This window comes from Mesorhizobium sp. M2A.F.Ca.ET.043.05.1.1, assembly GCF_003952445.1.
Classification (GTDB): Bacteria; Pseudomonadota; Alphaproteobacteria; order Rhizobiales; family Rhizobiaceae; genus Mesorhizobium.
Genome location: NZ_CP034446.1, coordinates 5,542,201 through 5,564,821, shown reverse-complemented (window position 1 = coordinate 5,564,821; position 22,621 = coordinate 5,542,201). Strand labels below are relative to the sequence as shown.

Sequence of the window (22,621 nt, the reverse complement as noted above, 5' to 3'; positions counted from 1 at the left end):
GGTCGCCTCAACACTCGTGTGCCGTCGCGCAGGCGAATTCATCAAACAGGTACGCGGTCTCGTTCCTCGTGCACGGCAATTCGCCTATCAGCTCAGGCTGGCAATCCCACGGGGCCGGCTGGCGCACCTGAGACCAGATCGGATTGTGAATGGCGAGGTCGATCTGGCGTACGAGTTCCACCATGCCGTCATAGCCGGCATAAGGATGCTGGCGCTCCTGGTTGATATCGAGCCAGGGCGTCTTGGCCTTGAGCGCAATGAATTGCGTGCGACCGCCCGACAGCATGATATCGGCCCTGTGTTCAGAGAGCATGGCGTACAGCTCGCTCGCAGCCATGGATTCGAACATGTGCTTGTCGTGCTTGAGAACTTGTTTGATGCGCTCCTTGTCCTGCACCGTAGATTTCTTGATCGAGGTGCCGACGATCTCGATTCCGATCTCCATCAGCGCATGGACAACCGACCAGGACTTCACACCGCCTGTGTTGAGCAGCACGCGCTTGCCTTGGAGCCTTTGCCGGTAGGATTCGAGTTTCTTCCACGCGATCGCCTCCTGCTGCGCGATCAGCGTCTCTGTGCGCTCGAGGATCTCCGGATCGGCGCCCTTCCTCACCAGCAGCCTGACAAGGTTTCGAAGAGCTTGCGATGTGTCGGAGATGCCATAGAAGGAGCCCTCGAAGAACGGGATGTCCCAGCGCTCCTCCATCTTGCGGGCAAGACTGATCAGCGCGGTCGAGCACACCATCATTGCCGCCCGGGCGCGGTGCGCGGAAGCAATGTCGCGGTAACGCGCATCGCCGGGAATGCAGGCGCGCACCCGGATCCCGAGCCGATCGAGGAGCGGCTTTACAAGCCAGAATTCGCCCGAGAGGTTGAATTCGCCAAGGATGTTGATGTCGTAGGGTCCGGGGTCGTCGGGTTCGACCGTGCCGATGACATGATCGAGCAACGCCTCGGCGGCGAGCTTATTGCCGAGGTTCTTGGAGCCTGCCAGGCCAGGCGCATTGATCGGCACCACGGCCAAACCGAACTTTTCCGTGGCGCGTTTGCACACGGCCTCGATGTCGTCACCGATCAGCGCCGTTACGCAAGTCGAGTAGACGAAGATCGCCGGCGGCGCGTATGTGTGCTTGATCTCGCGGATCGCCTTGAAGAGTTTCCGCTCGCCCTGCCCCATCACAAGGTCGAGTTCGGTGAGGTCGGTCGTGAAGCTTGTCCGCCACAAGGTCGGCCCTGACGAAACCGCACCACGGTTGTCCCAAGAATTGCCCTCGCAGGCGAGCGGCGCATGGACCAGATGCGCAACGTCGGTGATCGGCTGCAGGACGATCTTGGCTCCGTCAAAGGCGCAGCCGCCGGCTGCCGCCCCTGGTGTCAGCGACTTCGAGCAGCCCTCCTTGCGCGCCTTGGCATCTTTGCCACGGTTCTTATCGCAGGCGGGCTCATCGAAGGCGTCCTTGATTTTGGCGCTGAGGGAGGACATTGCTCAGCCTCCCCAGTCCATTGGGCAAGGAATGGCCTCGGCGAAAAGCCGGCCACGGCTCTTAGCGCGTGAGGTCATAGGAATAATCCGTCACACCCGTCTCGCTCGTCTCGCGATCGAGTTTGTCGAAGATCTTGTCGAGGATCGTCGTCAGCACGCGCAACGCTCCCTGGTAGCCAAAGAGCGCAAAGCGGTGATGATGGTGCCGATCGAAGATCGGAAACATCAGCCGGATCAGCGGTGTTCCGGTGTCGCGCTCCAGGTACTTGCCGTAGGAATTGCCGATCAAAAGGTCCACCGGCTCGGTAAAGAGCAGTGAGCGCAGCGCCCACAGGTCCTTGCCCGCCCAAACCTGGGCAGCCTTGCCGAAAGGCGAGGATGCTAGCAGCTTCTTCAAATCGGCTTCCCATGCCGAGGTGCCATTGGTGGCGAGGCAATGGGTTGGCTCGCCGCCGGTCTCCATGACAAAGCGGGCCATTGCGTGAACGAAGTCGGGATCACCGTAGATGGCGTATTTCTTACCATGCAACCAGGATTGGCTGTCCGCCATGGCGTCTACCAGTCGGCCGCGCTCGAGGCGAATTGCCTCGGGAATCTCCTTGCCGGAAATCGCCGCGACCTCCATCAGGAATTCGTCCGTCGCCTGAACGCCGAGCGGATAGTGGAACGAGGCCGTCGCCTGCCCGACCTCCTCGCAATAGCCCAGTGTCTTTCGGGTGTTGTGATGCTGCAGCGAAAGCGTTGCCTCGGCGTTGAGGGCCTTCTTCACCTCGTTGATCTTCGTGCCCCCGTCATACATGCGGTATTCACCGTCCGAAGGCGTATCGAACTGGTCAGAGGCATCCTGGATCAATGTATAGGACACGCCCATTACATCGAGCAGGCGCTTGAGCTCCCGGTTGTTGCCGACGCAGAAGCCGTCGAAGCCCGGAATGATGTTGATGGTTCCTTCGATTTGCGTACGCTCCTGACCTTTCCAGAAGTGCTCCAAAATGCCTTTGACCATGTTGTCATAGCCGTCGACATGACTGCCAACGAAGGCCGGGGTGTGGGCAAAGGGCACGTCGAAGTCGCGCGGGACTGAATCTTCGTCCTTGGCGTTCTGGATGAAGCTGTGCAGGTCGTCGCCAATGACCTCTGCCATACAGGTCGTCGACACGGCAATCATCTTGGGGTCGTAGAGCTGGTAGGTGTTGGCGAGCCCGTCGACCATGTTCTTCAGGCCGCCAAACACCGCCGCATCCTCGGTCATTGAGGAGGAGACCGCCGCGGCAGGCTCCTTGAAATGGCGCGACAGGTGCGAGCGGTAATAGGCGACGCAACCTTGGCTGCCGTGGACGAAGGACATGGTTCGCTCGAAGCCGGCGGCAGCGAATACCGCACCCAGCGGCTGGCAGGCCTTGGCCGGGTTCACGACAAGCGCTTTGCGGGCGAGGTTCTTTTCGCGGTATTCCCACGTCTGGGTGAAATCGCGCTGATCGGAAATGATTTCATCGGGGTGCGGACATTCGAAGTTTAGCTTCTTCTCAGCGAGCATCTTTCTGTATTCCGGCTCGCGGAACAGGGGAGCGTGATCGAGAATTTTTTCAGCCGACTGCGGCATGATGATTACCTCTTTTGCATCTGGCTGCGCGGGACGGCAGCTCAGGACGTCAAGACGTTCCAGGCTCCGGCGGATCAGAGGCCGCGGGAGTTCACCGTCTCAGTGGGAGACTGGGGCTGAAGCAAATGTTTATTCGGCAGCCATCGCCCGCTCATCGCCCCGGCTTCTTTTCCAAGGCGCGTGGAATAGGTCCCAGACCGGGTTGTTAATGGCGAGATCCACATCACGTGCGAAAATGGCAAAGCCATCGTAGCCGTGATACGGGCCTGAATAATCCCAGGAATGCATCTGGCGGAACGGTATGCCCATCTTCTGCACCGGGTATTTTTCTTTGATTCCCGAGCCGACCAGATTTGGGCGAATCCCTTCGATGAATTTCTCCAACTCATAGCCGGTCACGTCATCGTAGATCAGCGTGCCGTTCTTCACGTAGTGGCCGGTGCGCTGATAGTCGTCGCTGTGGGCGAATTCATAGCCGGTGCCCACGATGACCATGCCGAGGTCCTCGTAGGCCGTGACGACGTGGCGGGGGCGCAGGCCGCCCACATAGAGCATCACGGTATTTCCTTCCAGGCGCGACAGGTACTTGGCGATGACCGCATCAACAAGCGGCCTGTACTTGGCAATGACCTTTTCGGTCTTCTCCTCGATTTCCGGCCCAAAATGCTTGGCTATGTTGCGCAGAGAGGCTTCGATCTGGGAGGGACCGAAGAAATTGTACTCCATCCAGGCGACGCCATACTTTTCCTCCATATGCCGACAGATGTAATTCATCGACCGGTAGCAGTGGATAAGATTGAGCTTAGCCTTCGGGGCGCGCTCGATCTCTGCGAGTGTGGCGTCACCCGACCAGTTGCCAACCACGCGCAGCCCTATCTCCTCAAGCAGTATGCGCGAGGCCCAGGCATCGCCGCCGATATTGTAGTCGCCGATGACGTTGACGTCGTAGGGGCCGGCCTCGAACTTGACATCCTTTTTGTCGAAGACCCAATCCCGGATTGCATCATTGGCGATGTGGTGGCCAAGCGACTGCGAGACGCCGCGGAAGCCCTCGCAGCGTACCGGCACGATCGTCTTGTCATACTCCTTGGTCTTTTTGCGAGAAACGGCCTCGGTGTCATCGCCAATCAGGCCGATAGGGCATTCGGACTGCACGGTGATGCCGTTGTTGAGCGGAAACAAGACTTCAATCTCGTCAATGATCTGTTCCAGCTTCTTGTCGCCGCCGAAGACGATGTCCTTCTCCTGGAAATCGGAGGTGAACTGCATTGTCCCGAACGTGTCGACGCCCGTTGTACCGACGTAGTAGTTGCGGCGCTGCGACCAAGAATATTGGCCGCAGCCGACCGGGCCGTGCGAGATATGGACCATATCCTTGACTGGCCCCCACACCACGCCTTTCGAACCAGCATATGCACAGCCGCGAATCGTCATCACCCCGGGAATGGACTTGATGTTCGATTTGACGTCGCATTCGGAAAGGACCTCGCTTTCCCCGCCAGCCTCGTTGCCGCTCTTTGCGACGTTGAGGTGCTTCTTGCGGCGCTTCGCCGCCTTGTCGGGATAATGCGACAGCACCTCTTCGATAAGCTTCGCATGAAGAGCACCGTCATTCTCGTATTCCCGGCTCATGAGTCCCCTTTCAAGGTTGGGTGACGCCTCAAAGAATAGGCGCCGTTCTCTGCAAGGCGCGCCGATTCATGGCAGCGCTAATGTCACTACTGGGCCGCCGCCTTCGCCGCTTCCTTGGAGTGAAGCTCGGCAAGCATCTGCTCGTCGGTCTTCATGATGCCGAAGTCGAGCAGCATCTCCTCCAGCTCCTCCATGGTGATCGGCGTCGGGATCGTACCCTGGCCCGAATTGGCGTGGATCTTCTCGGCCAGAGCGCGGTATTCCCCTGCCTGCTTTGAGTCCGGCGCGTACTGGATCACCGACATCTTCCTGAGTTCGGCATGTTGGACGATGTTGTCGCGGGGCACGAAGTGGATGAGCTTGGAATTCAATCGGCCAGCCAGTGCTTCGGCCAGATCGAGTTCGCGGTCGGTTTGACGTTCATTGCAGATCAGCCCGCCCAGCCGCACACCGCCCGAATGGGCATATTTGAGGATGCCCTTGGCGATGTTGTTGGCGGCATAGAGCGCCATCATCTCGCCGGACATGACGATATAGATCTCCTGGGCCTTGCCTTCGCGGATCGGCATGGCGAAGCCGCCGCATACCACGTCGCCGAGGACGTCATAGGAGACATAATCGACATCGTCATAAGCGCCATTCTCCTCGAGGAAATTGATCGAGGTGATGACGCCGCGGCCGGCGCAACCGACACCCGGCTCGGGGCCGCCGGACTCCACGCACTTGATGCCTCTGTAGCCCACCTTGAGCACGTCCTGGAGTTCGAGGTCTTCCACCGAACCTTCCTGTGCGGCGAGATCCAGGACGGTATCCTGAGCTTTCGAATTCAGGATCAAGCGTGTGGAATCGGCTTTGGGGTCGCATCCTACGATGAGGATTCTCTGCCCGAGGTCGACAAGGGCAGCGAGCGTATTTTGGGACGTGGTGGACTTGCCGATGCCGCCTTTTCCGTAAAAGGCGATCTGACGCAGACCTGACATAATAGCTTTCCTTCCTTCGTTCTAATCATCGCGACTGCCCGCGACACAAGTGCCGATAGGCAGCTCGTGCCGCCTCACACCAAGCATCGCAAAAAGCGTACCAGCGTGATCGGCCGATCCCAGAAAAAACTTTGTCATTAAATTCCAGCCGCTTAGACGGCGGCAAAACGCGCGAACGGGCCTTTCAGGCGTCTGTCACGGACACGACAAAGCCGACACAGATTGTCGTGCGCCATCCAAACCGCCGTGTGTCGAGCTCGAAGCGGGAGAATGGGGAAGTTAGCCCAAAGCTGATGGCGAGACCATCGGAAGACATCGGCTCTTGTCTTTCCAGCCTGCCATTGATCGGGCGGTCGCTGGATGAGCAGGAGCCTGGGGCTTGACCGCGGCGCGGGTAGTTCAGGCAGGCTTACAGAGCGGGAACGCCGGCGGCCGATAGACATCCGCGCTTAACCTTTCATAGCCCGTCTACAAGTTGGTTCCGCCGACGCGCTATATGGAAGCCAAATAATTCAGTAGCTTAGCCGAGAGCATTGATTTTTTCAGAAAGATACGTGTTATACGCGTACGAACCGCCGAACCCATGGTCGGCGCCCTCATGCGCGTGAGACCCCGTTGTGGGCGAGGCTCGCGACTGGCTGCACGATCCTAGCCGGCCTGCTTGCCATTGAGTTTGGTCCCGCCGCGGTAGGCTGCGGCATCAAGGGCAACATCAGCTACAACACTGGCAAGAAGATTATCACGTTCTTGGACAGGAATCTTACTGGGAGACACGCATCAACAGGCGGGCGGGCGGGCTTCGAGAGGTTAGTGTCGCGGCAGCTTGCAGATCTGCCCACGGGGCCGCCACGATCGCAAAGTGTGTACAAAAGCGCCCTCTCTGCCGAACTGAACAGTGCTCACGGCCATAGCCTCGGATGAGCCCGACTGGCTTGACCTCTGCATGATGAGAGCAGCTTTTACACCAGGTGCGCAGCACATGTCTTTAACGAACGCATCGTCTTCAAGAATATAGAGAGCAATTCGGAAAACCGAGTAGTTGGCGGCGAAGCTAGGAGAAGGTATACACCACCCTCTTGTTACCCCAGAGTAGAACGTGCAGCTGCGGCAAGACGCGGGCTTCGAACCACCTGTCGCTGGTCACCTTTTCTACCAGCGATTCCATGCGCATCATATTCCGTCGGACTCGACAGAGACGTCTTCATTACCACGGCGGGGCGGCGTGTGATTGCCGGGTTGCAGACAAACCTCGCCGCGACGTCTTTGGGACGAGTGGTGTCGGCACCGAATCCCTATCATTTAGACTAGCCAGCTTGGGGAGCGCCGTCAGACCGCCAGACCGGAAGAGGAGGCTTCGCGCCAACTTGTGCCAAGAATGTTGGACCGTGCGGAACCGCTGGGGCGGCGCTCAACTCTGGCGCAGGATGAAGCGTCGATTGGGTGAATGAATAGGGCGCGCGTTCGACGGGTAGAGGGAGGCAAATCGCTGGATGTCTGCCGGATCAACGTCAACCGGTTCCATCGCCACCATCCACTCGACGTTTTCGGTGCACGGCGGCGTCGTCAGTGAGCCCTCATAAGTCCAATAGCCAAGCGAGGCTGGCAGAAGCCAGTTGGGATTCACCTCGTCGATCGTCACCTCCCCATTCGGCAGTTCGGGAAAGGCCGCAGCAAGGGCAGCAAAGCTGGCATTTGTCGCGCCGGGCGTTAAAAAGACGCCCAGCACGCCCAGAGTACCACTTTGCGTGTCCTTGTGAACGAAATGCACCTCCATCGGGAAGCTCTTGCCCGCCACGTGATGTTCGCTTGGCGCATGGAAATGGAACTGTACCAGTTCGTAGACACGATCGCTGCGGGTCAGCGTGCTGCCTTGTGGCATATTGATTTGAATGGTGTGGCCGTTGTTCACCATATTGCCGCCGCCCTTGTGCCAGCCGATGGCGATATGCGGGATATCCGCCTTGACCGCGCTGTTGATATTGATCGGCGATTGCTGCGTGCCGGCAGAGCATACGAAATTTTCCTTATCCAGATCAGCCCAGTGCTCCGGTCCGACCGGACCGGTGTACCCCCAATGGGCACTGGTCGCTTGGGCGGCTTGAACGCAAATCCGGCATGCGCCGAGCGCAACCAACCCTTTGATCAGGTGACGACGATACATATTACTTTTGCTCCTCTTGCGAACTGATGTTGGTGGCTGCCCTAATGGACGCGTGATGGCCAATCGGCGCGGCCAGTATTGTCCTTTGCAACTGATAGATGCCCGCATGCCTTGGCGTGCTTTCATAAGTGCGGCTGCCGTTTCTCGGCTGGCCGGCTTCTGCAGCCCGCAACGGGAGCAGTTTCAACCAGCTAAACGATAAAAAATTTGAGCAGACCAGCGCTTGACCCCCGCCGCAAAGGCACAGGCGAAGGTGATCACTGCGCGGCTGCCGTTCGCGCCGGAGGCCGCATCGCTATACTTTACACTCGCTGCCCAAGGAGACGCAGGCGACCCTAATACGTTTTCATCGCTACTCCCGACGCAGCCGACCCACGCCACGAAAACGTTGCTATATTTCACGTTGGGCCAGTGAGGAAATCGATCTTCTTTATGGAAGGCATTTGCGCAATGGATGCATTCCCATGCTGACAGTCGTGCGTCAGGCCGGACAATGAGATACATCGATAAGAGCTGGACAAGGATGAGGGGATGACGTGCTTGCGACGGAGCAGGTGGGGCGAGAAGGCCAGTTCTTGCGGATTTCAACTTTGCGTGACGACAGCTCATCGGAGTCAAGGTGACACACGCCGGCAGCGGGGTGTCCGGGCGGTTTCCAGCCGCACAATCGCGAGACCGCTGACGCGAACAAAGCTCGGCTGTACTCGGCACGCGAAGAGAGCCTGCCAAGCCGTTGGAGCCCGGCCTTCCGGTGCGACGCAAGCCGCAGACTAGACCGCCCTCTTGTTACCCCAAAGCAGAACGTGCAGCTGCGGCAACACGCGGGCTTCGAACCACCTGTCGCTAGTCACCCTTTCGACAAGCCATTCCATTCGCATCATTATTCCGTCCAAGTCGACAGAGGCGTCTTCACTGCCAGGGCGCGGCGGCGTGTGATTGCCGGGTTGCAGATAGATCGGAAGGTGCGGATATCTCGCCGCGACTTCTTTGGCGTAGGCATAGTCACTCTCGTCGAAAACGACGAGCTTGAGCACGATTTGCGGCTTCTCTTGCGCCGCTTCGAGGCATGCATCAAACGCAGCCCAACGGGTGGTCATCTCGCTGGACGGCGGCTTTGGGCTAAGGGTCAGCACGTCAAGATCCGCAAACCACTCCCTCACCACGGAACCCTGCGTTTCCAGTGCAAAACGATAGCCCTCGCGATGGCCGCGTTCTATGAGGGGACCGAACGGCTGAATGGCCGGGTTGCCGCCTGACAAGGAGACCATAACCGGCCTGCCGCCGGAAAGCGCATGGACGGTTTGCCACACGGCATCGATCGGCATCGGTAGCCATTCATGGCGATACTGATTGTCCACCGCGTGAAGGCTGTCGCACCATGAACAGCGATAATCACATCCGCCGGTTCTGATGAACACCGTCGGCAAGCCGATGAGCACGCCCTCGCCCTGGATAGTCGGCCCGAATATCTCGCTCACACGGATTGCGGGATGCATGTCGGTCACGGACGGTATTCCGCCCAAGTTTTCGGTGTTTCGCTAACGCGCACGGCCGCGGTCTGCGGCAGACGTGCCTTGCACCATTCATAGAAATGTCTGGCCAGGCATTCCGCCGTGACCTTCTCATGTCCCAGCACGTCGTTGAGGTGCCGATGGTCGAAGCTCTCGTCAATGTAGCGTTTGAGCGGCGCCAGATCGTGATAGTCGCGCACGAAGCCGTGGGCGTCCAGTTCCTTGGCCGACAGCTCCACTACGACGACATAGTTATGCCCGTGCAGGCGCGCGCATTGATGGTTGGGAGGCAAGGAGGTGAGCTGATGCGAGGCCGAGAAGTGGAATTCCTTGGTGATGTGGAACATTACGCGCGCCTCCTGCGCAGCGCCTCAAGCCAGAAATCGGCGTCCTCGTAGTCGGTGGGATCAGCGTGCCCGGCGAGATGGAACGCTTCGCGCCGCTCGACGCAGGTCCCGCATCGTCCGCAGTGACGCACGCCGCCCTTGTAACAGGACCAGGTCTCAGCAAACGGGGTGCCGTATCTTGCGCCATCCGCAACAATGTCAGCTTTTCCGAGATTCACATACGGTGCATAGAGGCGTATCTGCGCATAGCCGTCGAGCGCGCGGTCTTGCATTGTCTGGAAAGCTTCAATGAAGGCCGGACGGCAATCGGGATAGATGAAATGGTCCCCACCATGCACGGCCGCCGCCACCGCTTCGGCGCTGTGGGCGGCGGCGAGACCGAAGGCGATTGCCAACATGATGGCATTGCGGTTCGGCACCACCGTAATCTTCATCGTGTCTTCGGCGTAGTGGCCGTCCGGCACGTCGATACTGCTAGTCAGCGCTGAGCCGGAAAGGCCACGGCCAATTTCGCCGATGTCGATGATCTGGTGCGGGACCTTCAGTCGCTGCGCGCAAAGAGCGGCGAAGCCCAATTCCTTCCTGTGCCGTTGGCCATAGTCGAAAGATAGAAGGCCGGTGAGTTCGTGCTCCGCTGCCACCATGTGAGCAAGGGAAACGGAGTCCAATCCGCCAGAGCAGACGGCGAGAGTCTTCATCATTGGTATCCTTGTTTTGACCGGGTAAGGCTGCGACCGGAGATTTCTCTGCGCCCCCACTACTCCAGCGACTCAGTTTTGTGAACCGGGAGAATTTGCGCTCAGCCCGATTGGAACGGGAGTGCGTCGCGTCCAACACGCGTGATCAATAAAAGTTGAGCGCTTCAGCAGTTTGTTTCGCATCGCGCCAACTTTCGCAATCTGCTGTCGGATCGTCGACTTCGAGACAAGGTGATGTTCGGCCGACATCGGCTGACTCTTAATTAAGCCGCAGAACACATGTTGGCTTTCTGGCCTTCGCTTGTGCGGTTGGCACGACAATTGACATTCTAATTGTGGGGCGGCACACCCCGCCAGCCGAAAGTGGCAGTGAGCTCCTTCAGGCGCAGGTTGATGTGCTGATTATTCGGCGATTTTCCGATCTCGAACCAGAAAGCGAGGGCGACATGGATGCCAGCAAATTTGACATTGGCGACATCCGCCTGGAGAACCCTGCGCGGCGCGATTGAGGCCGCAGGCGAGCCTGCTCTACCTGCCGCCCTACAGTCCCGACTTCAATCCGATTGAGAACGCCTTCGCCCAACCTAAGGCGCTGCTGCGAGCAAAGGCCGACCATCAAGGCTCTATGGGACTGACGTTGCCCCAGCAGTTTTGAGTTCGTTTCCGGCGTGGGTTGTGCCCTGCTGGGCGGGTGAAGCGACGGGCGCTGGCGCGGAGCCTTTGGCATAGCGCAGCGCGAGCGACCGTCGCGGATTGAAGGTGCTGGCGAACTTGGCCGGGGTCTGCCAGGCGATTTGGGAGTGCGGCCGCGCGGTGTTGTAGTCGGCGTGCCACAGGGCGATGGCTACGCGCGCCTGAGCCAGCGAGGTGAACAGCGTCTCGTTGAGCAGTTCATCGCGCAGTCGGCCGTTGAAGCTCTCGATGAAGCCATTCTGCATCGGCTTGCCGGGCGCAATGTAATGCCATTCGACGCGGTTCTGATCCGCCCAGGAGAGGATGGCGTTCGAGGTGAACTCGCTGCCATTGTCGCTGACGATCATCCTGGGCCGGCCGCGCTAGTGATGAGCCGGTCCAATTCGCGGGCAACCCGCATGCCCGAGAGAGACGTATCAACGATGAGTGCCAGGCACTGTCTCGTGCAGTCGTCGACGACGGCCAGGATGCGGAAGCGGCGCCCGTCGGTGAGCTGGTCCGATACGAAGTCGAGCGACCAGCACTCGTCGGGCCTCAGCGGCACCAGCATTGGCGCCCTGGTCCCGATCGCCCGCTTGCGGCCGCCACGGCGGCGAACGGCGAGCTTCTCCTCCCGATAGAGCCGGAACAGCTTCTTGTGGTTCACGACCAGGCCCTCCCGCCTCAGCATCACGAGAAGACGCCGGTAGCCGAACCGGCGACGCTCCTGCGCGATCGCCTTCATCCGCTCGCGAACCTCCCGGTCGTCCGGCCTGCTGGTCTGGTAGCGAACCGTCATGCGGCAACAGCCGATGGCTTTACACGCCCGCCGTTTGCTCATCCCGAAGCCTTCCTTCAGGCGAGCGACAGCTTTCCGCTTGGCGGCGGGCGTCACCATTTCTTTCCCACAAGGTCCTTCAACGCGGCATTGTCGAGCATGGCGTCGGCCAGAAGCCGCTTCAGGCGCGTGTTCTCGTCCTCCAGCCCTTCAGGTCGCCGAGCCTCGGTGACATCCATCCCGCCGAAGCGGGCCTTCCAATTGTAGATCGAGGCGTCGCTGACCCCGTGCTTGCGGCACAGATCGCCAACCGATACCCCGGCCTCGTGTTTCTTCAAAATTCCGATGATCTGCTCTTCAGAGAAGCGGCTGCGTTTCATGTCCTGATCCTCTGGATGGGCCAGAACGAACTTCAAACCGGATTAGATCAGAGGGGCAAGGCCTCGGCGCGGTCGTCGACCTCTTCACCCCAGCCGAATGTGCCAACTACTTCAAAGCCGCAGGATATGACCTGGATCAGATAGGACGTGCTCCAATGGTTTACACCTGACAGGAGTCCGGCCCCCACAACCGTTTCGCAATGAGGAGCAGCGCTGCCGCTGCTCCTCCAATCACACGACGGATTCACGATGCGGCAACTCGAGCCATGATTTCGGATCGAATGGCCGATGCGGTGTATAGTGAGGCATCCAGCGGCAAATCCCCAAATGCCAGTTGACACAGAAGATAATTAGCACCTGCCTCTTCCAGCTGATCAAGGAGAGCTTTTCGGACAGAATCTGCCGTTCCCACGACGCACAATTCACTTTCAATTGCTGCATCGAAGTTCAAAGGCAAGTTTGGTGGAGTGGAAATGGCATTTAGTTCGTATAGAAATTTGAAGCTATTGAGCCATCGTTCATAGGCAGGTGCTGCGAGCAAATACGCATCTGTTTCAGAACGCCCTATCACCACCATTCGGAGCAATCCAAGAAATGGCGCTTGCTGGCCAATGTCAGCATCGTGAATTCGGGCGGCGCGGAACGCGTCGGTAACGCTGCGAACAGAAGTGGAAGGTCCGACGCAGGCGATGTTTGCCCCATTCGCAGCGGCCCAGCTAGCCGGCTCGGGTCGATTGGTGGCGATCCATGTCGGCGGATGGGGATATTGGTGAGGTCTCAACGTCAGCGGAACATCTTTCAACTCAAAGTGGCGGCCCTGATAAGAAAGCGTCCCGCCTTTCATCGCATTGATGAGAATCTCACTGGCCTCCGCATACTGTTCTGGTGCTGCTTCTACAGCAACCCCGAAGTATCCCAATTCAGTGGGAGCAGAGCCGCGCCCTATGCCGAGTTCAAGCCTGCCGCCGCTCAACTGATCAAGCATGCAGATCTCCTCGAAGGCACGCAGCGGATGATAGAGCGCAAGTAGCATTACCATGGGACCAACACGAAGACTGCGGGTTCGCTGGGCGACGCTCGCTAAGAACAAATTCGGTGATGGACCTCTGCCATGCGGCGTACAGTGGTGCTCGGCGAGATGATACGCATAAAAGCCATAGCCATCGCACGCTTCTGCTAGGCTCAGCCGATCTGCATATTGTTGTGCGATGTCATCGCCGTTTTCGTCCAGATGATCGAAGATGCCGAAGGTCAGGCCCGAAGCGGAAATTTTCTTCAATTAATTGTTCTCCAAATTACCTATTATTTATTCGCTAATCATCATAGCTGGCGACATATCAGCACCTATTACTTGGCGCTTAATGTGAATTGACTTAATGCTTGTGCACACCGCGATTCTTCTTAAAGCTCATACAGACGCGTTTGGCGGCAGCAAGGAATTTGTCCATCTGCTCTGTGGTGCCAATGCTGACGCGAATACAGTTCTTCAAATCTACGTCAGGAAAGCTGGCGATGAGGATCGCCTGCTCTTTCAACGCGGCTTGCCAGCATGAGCCCTCCTGTCCCGCCGGCACACGGGCCAGCAAAAAGTTTGCGTGGGAGGGTGTTACGGAAAAGCCAAGTTGCAACAGCGCCAGGGTCACTCGCTGTCGTTCATGCTTGATGTGCCTGTGGTTCTCTTCGTAGGCGTGGCGATGCGCAAGAATGCTTTTCCCGACCGCCTGCCCGATCACGTTCATGTTGAAGACATTCTGGATGTTGCGCAGCCTGCCAATGATTTCTGGGTGACCGAAACCGAAGCCGACTCGCACGCCAGCAGCAGCATAGCTCTTTGAAAAAGTCCTCAAGATCAAAAGATTCGGATGTCTATTGACGAGGCGCAGGGCATTGTCGGGTGCGAAGTCAACGTAGGCCTCATCCAAGACGACCAAGCGATCTGCTTGCTCCACAAGGCGTTCGATTTCGGCCACCGGCACGAATGTTCCGGTCGGATTGTTCGGATTAGCCAACAGAATGAACTTCGCGTCTTTTGCGGGGCCGGACAGCAGTTTTTCTATCGGCAGGGGATGAGCTTCGCTCGATGCGATTTCGAGAAACTCGGCACCCTGCAACATGGCAAGTTTACGGTTGAACGAAAATCCGGGCGACAGCATCGCCACTCTATCTCCTGGGGCGAGGAAAGCTCTGTAGATGAGTCCGAGCAGCTCCGACGAACCGTTGCCGGCAATCACCTGATCTTTGGAAAATCCGTAAGCATCGGAGGCAGCTGCCCTTAAGCTGAGATTGTCGTCTTCCGGATAAAGATACTGGTGTTCGATCGCAGCAATTGCACTTTGCATTACGCTCTTCGGCAACGGAAACGGGTTCTCGTTCGTATTTAGCTTAACGCAATTTGCATCCGTCGCTGGTCCGTTGGACGAGAGAGCATCTAATTTGCTGGCCACCGGCGAAAAAAGCGAAAGCACGGTCTTCAGTTTTGCATCGCACATGTTCTTCTCCGTTTTTCAGTCCCGCAGGGCATGTGACATGAGGCAATAGTTGATCGTGACTTGATCGACGTTCGGCTATATCAGCGCTGCCTTCCCACCCTGGTGGGGATCGCCGACCACGGTTTGGATTTGACACCGGCAAGCTGTCGAGAACCTGATGACGACCCAACGTGTGGCCGACGGCCGATTCGGCGCAACAGACGGTGTTTCAACATCGCATCGTCCTCAAAGCCGCATGCAGGGCCTGCACGACAGCCCGTCTCCAGCGCCCGCAGATAGGTGGAAGCCGAAGTCTTGCCGAACCTCAGTTGCTCTGCCACCTGGCCCACCGGACTGCCCTGTTTATGGGTCAGGCGCAGGATATCTCTGACGCTCGTTCGTCTTGCTTGCTTCCGTCTTGGCATGGGCTCTCTCGGTTTGCTGATGAGAGAGCCAAATACCGGCTCATCTGAGCATGAGACGCAGGCCTGACGATATGGAGCGTCGCTGTGGCGCGCGTAGCCAAGAGGGTTCGCCTCGGTGGCGGGGCATGCAAGACGGCGCACCTCCTTAGCCATCCTGTCCCATCGTCTCAGATCGTGAGGCGCACCTTATAGTCGGTGAGGAGATCTTGCAGGGTCAGGTTACGCCCTAGCGCTTAAGGTTGTTGGTCGCACCGAGCAAGCGCGGGACCTGTCGACGGACAACAGCGGTGCCACTGCCGGCACTAGGTCGTCCAGCATCGCAGTGAACCGCGTACGTAGTATTTTGTCGTAGGCGGCATTCTGGATAGCCGGATACGGGCTCTTCACCCGCTGCACCACCGATTGCGGGATGATGTCGCGAGAAACATTCACGGATTTCGTGAAAAAAGTGTACCCGCCGAAGAGCCCCACTCGCGGGGGCGGTGCAGCACCACCTCGGTGTCACTGCTCGTGTTCATGCGATGGACTAGGCCGGCCAGCTGTTGACGCAGCTCGCGGTAGTTGTAAGTCTCACCCGTGTAGACGAGCACCAAGTCAGGTCGGCCATCCTCCTGGAGCATCCTCGGCTGACGGCCGCCCTGGATATCGATGATTGCCAGGCGGTGGTGTCCCAGCGCCGCAGGCCCGCCGATCCAAGTCCCCTCGTCGTCCGGACCGTGGTTCGCTATGGTGGCCGTCATATCGGCAAGCTCCCTTCGCGCATCGGGACCTCCGAGGTCTCGATTGAAGTCGATCCATTCACAGATGCCGCACAGGTTATGTCGCCGCATTTGGGGCGAAGCAGATATAAGGCCAGTGGGAAACCATCGAGGCAAAGTGACGGATCTAGCCCAGCTACGATCCGCATCCGACATTGTCGGACATCGGACAGCACCGCGATTCGCTGCATAGGAAGCCTGGAGTCGCGATTTCCCTTGGGGGAATCAGCGCATGAAAGGAGAGCTGGGTCGTGTCTGCCGAAATGAGAAATTGCTCCCCCTTATTGCCTCACCGAGGAATGTTACCCAGCGCGATAGACGGACATGCCCTACCTCCCCCGTTGCAGCTGAGGGAGATAGGGGCCAGCTCTTCATTCAACCCTCATGGAGGATGATCAGCCCAGCCATTTCCATGCGCCGGCCTTCACAAGCCGTGCACCATTCAGGTTCTTTTCCTTGAAGCGCGACGATCCTTGTCAGACGTCGCAACACTTGCTGCCGAGAGCACGAGCTCTTCCTCGAGCATGCCTTGATCTGCGCCTCGAACGGCTCGCACATGCTGGGTTTCAACGACTTCGCAGAGGTTGATATTCTGCAGTGACTTCGTCTCGCTGCTGCACGGCATTGACGCTGGGAGCCATGCTCGCGTGGCGCAATTGTGCTGAAGCCGGTGCCCACGGCAACGTTTCTTAACCCGCCCCAGATCCTGGCGTTTGGCTATTTCCGACATTCGTGTCCGGCTTCGGACAAAGGCCGGGTTTGCCGAACGGAGTCGCACCCAATTTCCAGTGCTGCTTGAGCAATAATATCGACCGGCATTACTGCACAACACGAAAGTTGCTGCAAAAACCGAAGTGAACCCAAGGCATCGGGTCAATTGGCATGGCGCTTGCGACTCGGTCGATAGAACGCAGTCAAAATCACGGTTGCAGACCATGCCTACCTCTCAAAGCTCGATAAAGCACGCGAGCGAAATTCCCCGTCTCCGCGGAAGCTCGTCGCCTTTAAACGTGCCTGCTCGGGGGCGGTCTTGCACAAGACCGGTCCGAGGCAACCACGCCAAGGCGCGAGGCTGCCGGAACTGTCGACCGAAGTCGATGCCGCTTCAGTTTAACCGAAAAATGCACCGTACCACTTTGGCCTGGGAGCAAATCAATGACCGACAGAAAGAACGTTCCTCTCGTGACCTTTCGCACGCGTGTTCGCGATGAGTCGATCGGGGGGCCAAATCCTTATCGGTGGGAGAACAAGACCTCCGACGATTATTTCGGGGGCAAGCGCGTCATCCTGTTCTCGCTGCCTGGCGCCTTCACCCCGACCTGCTCGACCTTCCAACTGCCCGATTTCGAAAAACTCTATGATCAATTTCTGGAACTGCGAATTGACGCGATCTACTGCGTCTCGGTCAACGATGCTTTCGTCATGAATGCGTGGGGAAAGTCCTTGGGGCTGCAGAAGATCGAGCTGATCCCAGACGGGTCGGGCGAGTTCACGCGCAAAATGGGCATGCTGGTCGCGAAGGACAATCTGGGCTTTGGCATGCGCTCCTGGCGATACGCCGCTCTGATCGACGATGGCGTGGTGGAGCAGTGGTTCGAGGAGGAAGGCTTCTGTGACAACTGCGAGACGGACCCCTATGGCGTTTCATCCCCGCAAAACGTTCTCGACAAACTGAAGGCGGCGGCATGACCCAGAAGTGGCAAGTCTCACACAACCCAAGCACACACTAGAGCATCCTCGGCAGATTACGGTTCAACATGCATCTCTCAGCAAGCCTGCTTCAACGCCAGAAGCAACGTATGGTCTTATCGCCTCAAGCCATTGAAGCTATTCGCTTGCTGCGATTGACGCATACTGAACTCCATCAGCTCGTGCAGCAGGCACTCGAGAGGAACCCCGTTTTGAAGCCTGACCCGTTTGACGACGATTCGCCGCTGTCAGGGGTGGATCAGCGGAGCAGTCAAAGCAGAAGCGAAATCGGCGAATCGCCCATTGGCGGGCCGTCTGGCGGGCGCGGGCAATGGAAGTCGCAACGCAGTAGCGGCAACGATCGACCTGCCGTCGAGGAGTTTACCGCCCACACCGAAACATTGCACGACCATGTCGCCCGCCAGGTCGCCCTCACCCCGTTCACCCCCCAGGAGCGGCTGATTGCCGGACAGCTCGCCGCCCATCTGGAGGACACTGGCTATCTTCAGGTAAACCTTTTCGATCTGGCCAGGAGGTTAAACGTTCGGCAAGCTGATGTGGAACGGGTCATCGGAATCTTGCAGCAATTTGATCCGCCGGGGATTTTTGCGCGAACTCTCAGCGAATGCCTGGAGATTCAGCTGCGCCAGCAAGACCGGTTCGACCCGGCTATGGCAGCTTTGGTCGCCAATCTCGAGATGCTTGCACGGGGGGATTTTCAGGGATTGAAGCAGCGTTGCGGAGTCGACGAGGAGGATCTCCTCGACATGAGGAACGAAATCCGCGCGCTCGATCCCAAGCCTGGAGACCGGTTCCAGTCCGGGACGCCGGAAACCATCGTACCGGACGTCTGGGTAATGCCCAAGTCCGAAGGTGGATGGCGGGTGGAGCTTGATCCGGCCACGCTGCCCAAAGTGTTGATCAACCACACCTATGTCGCCGAAATCTCGCAGCTGACCAATCAAAATCCGGAAGGCAAAGCGTTTCTCGACCATTGCCAGGAAAAAGGGAACTGGCTGATCAGCTGCCTCGAGCAGCGCGCTAAGACGATCCTTAAGGTTGCGACCGAAATCGTGCGCCAGCAGGATGCCTTTTTTACACACGGCGTCGCCCATCTGCGGCCTCTCTGTCTCAAAAATGTCGCTGACGGGATCAAAATGCACCAGTCGACGGTAAGCCGGGTGGCTTCGAACAGGTACATGTTAACTCCGCGCGGGGTGTTCGAGCTGAAGTATTTTTTCACAGCGACAATCGCATCCTGCGAGGGCGGCGACGCGCACTCCGCCAAATCTGTCCGCCATCGGATCAAGGCAATCATCGCCGAAGAATCGCTCGACAAGGTACTTTCCGACGAAGACATCGTTGCTCAGCTCAAGCAGACCGGCATCAATGTCGCTCGCCGTACCGTCACCAAATATCGCGAGGCGATGAACATCCCTTCCTCCATACTACGGCGCCGCGATAAGCGTTTGTCCGCAGCTGCGATCAAGCGAAGTGACTAACCGGCATTCCTGGTCGGCGAGAGGCGACTCTCAACTTCCTCCGGGCCGAAGCAGCTTTCGAAGTCCTGGCATTCCCGACAACTGGGTGCAGTGCATGACGAAAAGCCTTCGGCCTCACACAGCTTGCGGTAAAAGTACTTTTTCCATTTCATGTTTTCTGTGTTGCCTGCCGCCAGCGCGGGAAAATGTCTGGCAAGCAGGCGGCTGAGCTCAGCGCGATTTGAGAGGCCAAGATCCCGCCAAAGATGGTCCGTGCGCATCGCACGCCGGGCGATGATCTTGGCCAAGCGGCCGCTCGCCGGGTCGGCCGGCGCAGCATGCGCTAGCAGCAGCCGGCGTAGCAGCTCCTCTTCCAGTTCCGGCTCGGGCTCGCTCAACTCCTCCAAAGCGAATACGCTGCTGGAGGTAGACGGGAAAGTTGCGGCCAAGACATCACGCAATTCGACAGACGAAAGGCCTGTCCCCTCCGTCGCCAACACCTCGCCCGCCTGGACCTCCTCAAGCGAACGTGAATGTACGCAGGGCAGCACATGCTGATCGAAGCTCCTCCCTAGCTCGGACCCACGCCATTGCGCGCTGGATAGGCAGCCATCATCGTAACGGCCGGCTTCAGCTTCCGGCATGACAAAGCGCCTTGTTGACCGCAGGGATGATCTTGTCGCCCCAGAGCTCGATCTGGCGCAGCATCGTCTTTTGGTCGAAGTCGCCCAATTGAGTCTGAACTGCGATCTGGTCCGGTTTCAAGATATCGATCTCTTCCAGCAGGCGATCAATCACGCGATTTACGCTGCCAATCGGCAAATTTTTGCGCATGGTCTCGAAGGACAGATCCTGCTGGGTCGGTGTCTCCTGCAGCAGGTAGCCATCGTGGCTCTGTTGGCGGCGCTGATGCAGGGCTTCAGAAAGCCGGCGCTGGAAGCGGGCATTGTCGAGATAGCTGTTGATCTCCAACTCGTCGTGGCTGGCATAGCAGCAGCGCAGCAGCGATATCTTGACGTCGGTGACGTTCTTTTCCTCGGATGCCGCCGCCCTCTCGACTGATTCACGCAGTGTGGTCAAAGTCTCTAAGCCGTCGTGGAAGGCTGTGACAAAAAAATTGTGCCCCTCGCGGTAGGCCCGAGCCATCCGTGCGGCTCCGCCAGCGATCCAGATAGGCGGCGTCGGCTGCTGGACTGTGCGGACCGAAATCGCTGTTGGGGGGATCTTCTCATACTGGCCGTCGTGTTCGAAGACGTTTTGGTTGAGGCCCTTGAGAATGATGTCCAGGTATTCCGAAAAGACGGCCGGCGCCTCATCGATGTCCACGCCGAACCGTTCGAACTCGAACTGCTGGTATCCCAAGCCTACGCCGAGCTCGAGACGGCCGTTCGCAACGATGTCGGCGAAGCCGATCTCGGACAGCAGGCGCTGCGGTTGGTAAAGCGGCAGCACGCAGACGGCAGTGCCCAGGCGAATCGTGCTTGTCAAGCCGGCGCAGTGCGCCACCATCATCAGCGGGGATGGTATGAGGCTGTAATTGTTGAAGTGGTGCTCAGCAAACCACGCGGTGTTGAACCCAGCCTGCTCCGAAGCGACGGCCTGTTCGATGGAGTTGCGGATGACGCTTTCTGAGGATTGGTGATAGCCACGCTGGGCGGCCAGAATGAAAGTGGCAAATTCCATGATTTCTCCTCGTTATAGACACGTCAGCCGACCGGGAATGTGCTCGGCATGCACATGCTTGGATCTCAAGCACCTCAGGTGCGTCGTGGAGCCGAGGCTTCATAATGCTCGGCCGGTCGCCCTGCGAAGGCCTGGCAATTAACCTGCGGCCTCCGCAAAACATTCGTCATAGAGTTCGCTGGCGTTTCCCGCATCACCGAACGAGGTCCAGCCGCCGTCCACGTAGAGGATCGAGCCGTTGATGTATGAGGCGTCAGACGAAGCAAGGAAGAACGATGCATCTGCGACGTCTTCTGGCCGTCCCATCCTGCCCATGGGGATGCGTCGTCCGATTGCTGTCAGGTCGATGCGGCCGGCTTTGGCCAACTGAGCAAGTGCGGGCGTGCGGATGTGGCCAGGAGCGACGGTGGCTGTCCGAATTCCGACCGGCCCGAGTTCGGCCGCCATGCAACGGGTCAGCATATCCATCCCCGCCTTGGAGGCGCCGTAGGCATGGCGCGGCGCGAACGGCAGAAAGCTGTCGATCGACCCGAGATTGAGGATCACGCCGCCCGGGCGCATAGCCTTGATCGCTTCGCGCGCGCAGGTGAAGGCGCCGGTAAGGTTGACATCCAGGACGTGTTCGAGCTGTTTCGACAGTTGCTCGATCGCAGGCACAATCCTGTCGGCGGTATCAGCACTATTGACCAGAACATCGATATACCCGAAGCGTCCCCTCAGTTCTTCGAACATCGACACCACATCGCTCTCGACGGCCACGTCCAGCGATTTCGCCAGATGCTTGCCGGGGAGCGATGTAGCCAGCTCTGCCGCTGCAGTGCCATCTTTATCAGCAATCACGACGGTGTCGCCGTTCGCGGCAAAGCGGCGAGCGACGGCCGCGCCAATGCTTTTTGCGCCACCGGTGACGAGCACGATTCGCGCATCTGTGCATTCGGCCGGACAGGAGAGCTCGGCTTGGAGCGCACCATCCACCGGCGGGTGAGCATCCCCCGGCTGGTTGAATGACATCCAGCCTCCGTCGACTGCCAGCACCGAGCCGGTGATGTAGCGCGCCTGCGTGCTGCTCAGAAAACGCACGACCCTGGCGATCTCGTCGGGGCGAGCCAAGCGCCCCATCGGCACGCGGCGGCGTATCGCCGCGAGGTCCATTTTGCCAGCGCGTGCCAGTTCTGTGACCATTGGGGTGCGGACGGAGCCCGGCGCCACCGCCGTGACGCGGATTCCTCGCATAGCCCACTCGCATGCAAGGGACTTTGTCAACGAGATCACGCCAGCTTTCGAGGCTGCGTAGGCGTTGCGCCTGGGATTGCCGACCACGCCCGCCATCGAAGCCACATTGACGATCGCACCGCCCGGCTTCATGCGCCGCGCCGCTTCCCGGGCCATAACGAATGGCCCAATAAGGTTCACTGTCACGCCGCGTCGGAAGGTATCGACAGCGGTGTCGATGATCCTATCCATCGTGGGTCCAACCGCCGCATTGTTGATGAGGACATCGATTTGCGCGAACCGTGCTTCGACCTGGCCGAAAAGTGAGAGCATGTCCTTCTCTCGCGACACATCGCACTCCAGACCGACGTGCGGCGACCCGAGATCCCGAGCCAGTTCAACCACACCACTGCCCGGAAGGTCCACCGCAACTACAGTGTCTCCGTCCGCGGCAAGGATATCGACCAGGGCACGGCCGATCCCGCCCGCAGCGCCTGTGATGATTACGGTGCGTGCTGCCAGTTTCACGAGAGCTTCTCCACGATGACCGCTTGTGATCTCAGCCCATCAACCTTGGGCGGAATGAAGGGCCGAGCCAAATCGTTGCAGTGACCGCCAGTTGCGGCCCCACACAGATGTCGTTCCCGTAGGGCGCTCATC

Annotated in this window: 16 protein-coding genes and 3 pseudogenes; 3 read left to right on the top strand and 16 right to left on the bottom strand. The window is 58.7% G+C overall.

What is annotated here, in order from left to right:
• Positions 1-7 precede the first annotated feature (7 nt).
• The 9 genes and pseudogenes from nifE to queC all read right to left on the bottom strand — a co-directional run bounded on the left by nifE (position 8) and on the right by queC (position 10,415).
• Entirely contained in the window at positions 8-1,483 is a 1,476-nt protein-coding gene (gene nifE, locus EJ069_RS26885; RefSeq protein WP_095489376.1) for a nitrogenase iron-molybdenum cofactor biosynthesis protein NifE, read from the bottom strand.
• Positions 1,484-1,544: 61 nt separating this feature from the next.
• Positions 1,545-3,086, bottom strand: a complete 1,542-nt coding sequence (gene nifK, locus EJ069_RS26880) for a nitrogenase molybdenum-iron protein subunit beta (protein WP_126063826.1) — start codon at positions 3,084-3,086, stop codon at positions 1,545-1,547.
• Positions 3,087-3,215: 129 nt separating this feature from the next.
• Positions 3,216-4,718, bottom strand: a complete 1,503-nt coding sequence (gene nifD / locus EJ069_RS26875; RefSeq protein ID WP_024505262.1) for a nitrogenase molybdenum-iron protein alpha chain — start codon at positions 4,716-4,718, stop codon at positions 3,216-3,218.
• An 86-nt stretch (positions 4,719-4,804) separates the two neighbouring features.
• The gene (gene nifH, locus EJ069_RS26870) at positions 4,805-5,698 is read right to left on the bottom strand and encodes a nitrogenase iron protein (protein WP_024505261.1); all 894 of its coding nucleotides are present in this window, start codon (positions 5,696-5,698) and stop codon (positions 4,805-4,807) included.
• A gap of 1,051 nt (positions 5,699-6,749) precedes the next feature.
• Positions 6,750-6,946, bottom strand: a pseudogene (locus tag EJ069_RS33450) (7-carboxy-7-deazaguanine synthase QueE); the annotation flags it as partial.
• 160 nt (positions 6,947-7,106) lie between these two features.
• Positions 7,107-7,859, bottom strand: coding sequence for a carbonic anhydrase (locus EJ069_RS26860; RefSeq protein WP_126063825.1), 753 nt, complete (start codon positions 7,857-7,859; stop codon positions 7,107-7,109).
• Between the two features lie 770 nt (positions 7,860-8,629).
• Positions 8,630-9,355 carry a 7-carboxy-7-deazaguanine synthase QueE gene (gene queE / locus EJ069_RS26855; protein ID WP_164752747.1) on the bottom strand — a complete coding sequence of 242 codons (726 nt, stop codon included), beginning with the start codon at positions 9,353-9,355 and terminating at the stop codon, positions 8,630-8,632.
• A 5-nt stretch (positions 9,356-9,360) separates the two neighbouring features.
• The gene (gene queD, locus EJ069_RS26850) at positions 9,361-9,717 is read right to left on the bottom strand and encodes a 6-carboxytetrahydropterin synthase QueD (RefSeq protein ID WP_126063824.1); all 357 of its coding nucleotides are present in this window, start codon (positions 9,715-9,717) and stop codon (positions 9,361-9,363) included.
• Positions 9,717-10,415, bottom strand: a complete 699-nt coding sequence (gene queC / locus EJ069_RS26845; RefSeq protein ID WP_063170389.1) for a 7-cyano-7-deazaguanine synthase QueC — start codon at positions 10,413-10,415, stop codon at positions 9,717-9,719. The genes queD and queC overlap by 1 nt, the downstream gene beginning before the upstream one ends.
• Positions 10,416-10,932: 517 nt before the next feature.
• Between queC and EJ069_RS26840 the strand changes: the two are divergent.
• Positions 10,933-11,028: pseudogene (locus tag EJ069_RS26840) on the top strand (transposase); the annotation flags it as partial.
• Between the two features lie 10 nt (positions 11,029-11,038).
• On the opposite strand, the pseudogene EJ069_RS26835 reads toward EJ069_RS26840, so the two are convergent.
• From EJ069_RS26835 to EJ069_RS26820, 4 genes and pseudogenes are all read right to left on the bottom strand, one after another.
• Positions 11,039-12,245 (bottom strand): annotated as a pseudogene (locus EJ069_RS26835) (IS3 family transposase).
• A gap of 244 nt (positions 12,246-12,489) precedes the next feature.
• A complete protein-coding gene (locus EJ069_RS26830; RefSeq protein ID WP_095484287.1) occupies positions 12,490-13,524 on the bottom strand; it encodes an LLM class flavin-dependent oxidoreductase in 1,035 nt (344 codons plus the stop codon).
• A gap of 94 nt (positions 13,525-13,618) precedes the next feature.
• A complete protein-coding gene (hisC, locus tag EJ069_RS26825) occupies positions 13,619-14,734 on the bottom strand; it encodes a histidinol-phosphate transaminase (protein WP_126063823.1) in 1,116 nt (371 codons plus the stop codon).
• Positions 14,735-15,566: 832 nt separating this feature from the next.
• Positions 15,567-15,878: a hypothetical protein gene (locus tag EJ069_RS26820; protein WP_206437555.1), complete on the bottom strand. Its 312-nt coding sequence runs from the start codon at positions 15,876-15,878 to the stop codon at positions 15,567-15,569.
• Positions 15,879-17,051: 1,173 nt separating this feature from the next.
• On the opposite strand from EJ069_RS26820, the gene EJ069_RS26815 reads away from it, so the two are divergent.
• Positions 17,052-17,585: a peroxiredoxin gene (locus tag EJ069_RS26815; RefSeq protein WP_029356553.1), complete on the top strand. Its 534-nt coding sequence runs from the start codon at positions 17,052-17,054 to the stop codon at positions 17,583-17,585.
• 68 nt (positions 17,586-17,653) lie between these two features.
• Positions 17,654-19,087 carry an RNA polymerase factor sigma-54 gene (gene rpoN / locus EJ069_RS26810; protein WP_126063822.1) on the top strand — a complete coding sequence of 478 codons (1,434 nt, stop codon included), beginning with the start codon at positions 17,654-17,656 and terminating at the stop codon, positions 19,085-19,087.
• On the opposite strand, the gene EJ069_RS26805 is transcribed toward rpoN, so the two are convergent.
• The 3 genes from EJ069_RS26805 to EJ069_RS26795 form a co-directional block, all read right to left on the bottom strand.
• On the bottom strand, positions 19,084-19,710 hold the full coding sequence (locus tag EJ069_RS26805; protein ID WP_029356557.1) for a nitrogen fixation protein NifQ: 627 nt from the start codon (positions 19,708-19,710) through the stop codon (positions 19,084-19,086). The two genes, rpoN and EJ069_RS26805, sit on opposite strands and share 4 nt — an antisense overlap.
• Positions 19,697-20,749: an LLM class flavin-dependent oxidoreductase gene (locus EJ069_RS26800; RefSeq protein ID WP_024505249.1), complete on the bottom strand. Its 1,053-nt coding sequence runs from the start codon at positions 20,747-20,749 to the stop codon at positions 19,697-19,699. The genes EJ069_RS26805 and EJ069_RS26800 overlap by 14 nt, the downstream gene beginning before the upstream one ends.
• A gap of 138 nt (positions 20,750-20,887) precedes the next feature.
• Positions 20,888-22,489 carry an SDR family oxidoreductase gene (locus tag EJ069_RS26795; RefSeq protein ID WP_063169384.1) on the bottom strand — a complete coding sequence of 534 codons (1,602 nt, stop codon included), beginning with the start codon at positions 22,487-22,489 and terminating at the stop codon, positions 20,888-20,890.
• Positions 22,490-22,621: the final 132 nt, after the last annotated feature.

What these genes read in the sequence shown, in the direction of transcription:
- EJ069_RS26860 (WP_126063825.1), bottom strand. Translation starts at nt 7,859, where the DNA reads ATGTATCGTCGTCACCTGATCAAAGGGTTGGTTGCGCTCGGCGCATGC.
- nifD (WP_024505262.1), bottom strand. Translation starts at nt 4,718, where the DNA reads ATGAGCCGGGAATACGAGAATGACGGTGCTCTTCATGCGAAGCTTATC.
- nifK (WP_126063826.1), bottom strand. Translation starts at nt 3,086, where the DNA reads ATGCCGCAGTCGGCTGAAAAAATTCTCGATCACGCTCCCCTGTTCCGC.
- queE (WP_164752747.1), bottom strand. Translation starts at nt 9,355, where the DNA reads ATGCATCCCGCAATCCGTGTGAGCGAGATATTCGGGCCGACTATCCAG.
- hisC (WP_126063823.1), bottom strand. Translation starts at nt 14,734, where the DNA reads ATGTGCGATGCAAAACTGAAGACCGTGCTTTCGCTTTTTTCGCCGGTG.
- queD (WP_126063824.1), bottom strand. Translation starts at nt 9,717, where the DNA reads ATGTTCCACATCACCAAGGAATTCCACTTCTCGGCCTCGCATCAGCTC.
- EJ069_RS26820 (WP_206437555.1), bottom strand. Translation starts at nt 15,878, where the DNA reads ATGACGGCCACCATAGCGAACCACGGTCCGGACGACGAGGGGACTTGG.
- nifH (WP_024505261.1), bottom strand. Translation starts at nt 5,698, where the DNA reads ATGTCAGGTCTGCGTCAGATCGCCTTTTACGGAAAAGGCGGCATCGGC.
- nifE (WP_095489376.1), bottom strand. Translation starts at nt 1,483, where the DNA reads ATGTCCTCCCTCAGCGCCAAAATCAAGGACGCCTTCGATGAGCCCGCC.
- rpoN (WP_126063822.1), top strand. Translation starts at nt 17,654, where the DNA reads ATGCATCTCTCAGCAAGCCTGCTTCAACGCCAGAAGCAACGTATGGTC.
- EJ069_RS26805 (WP_029356557.1), bottom strand. Translation starts at nt 19,710, where the DNA reads ATGCCGGAAGCTGAAGCCGGCCGTTACGATGATGGCTGCCTATCCAGC.
- queC (WP_063170389.1), bottom strand. Translation starts at nt 10,415, where the DNA reads ATGAAGACTCTCGCCGTCTGCTCTGGCGGATTGGACTCCGTTTCCCTT.
- EJ069_RS26815 (WP_029356553.1), top strand. Translation starts at nt 17,052, where the DNA reads ATGACCGACAGAAAGAACGTTCCTCTCGTGACCTTTCGCACGCGTGTT.
- EJ069_RS26800 (WP_024505249.1), bottom strand. Translation starts at nt 20,749, where the DNA reads ATGGAATTTGCCACTTTCATTCTGGCCGCCCAGCGTGGCTATCACCAA.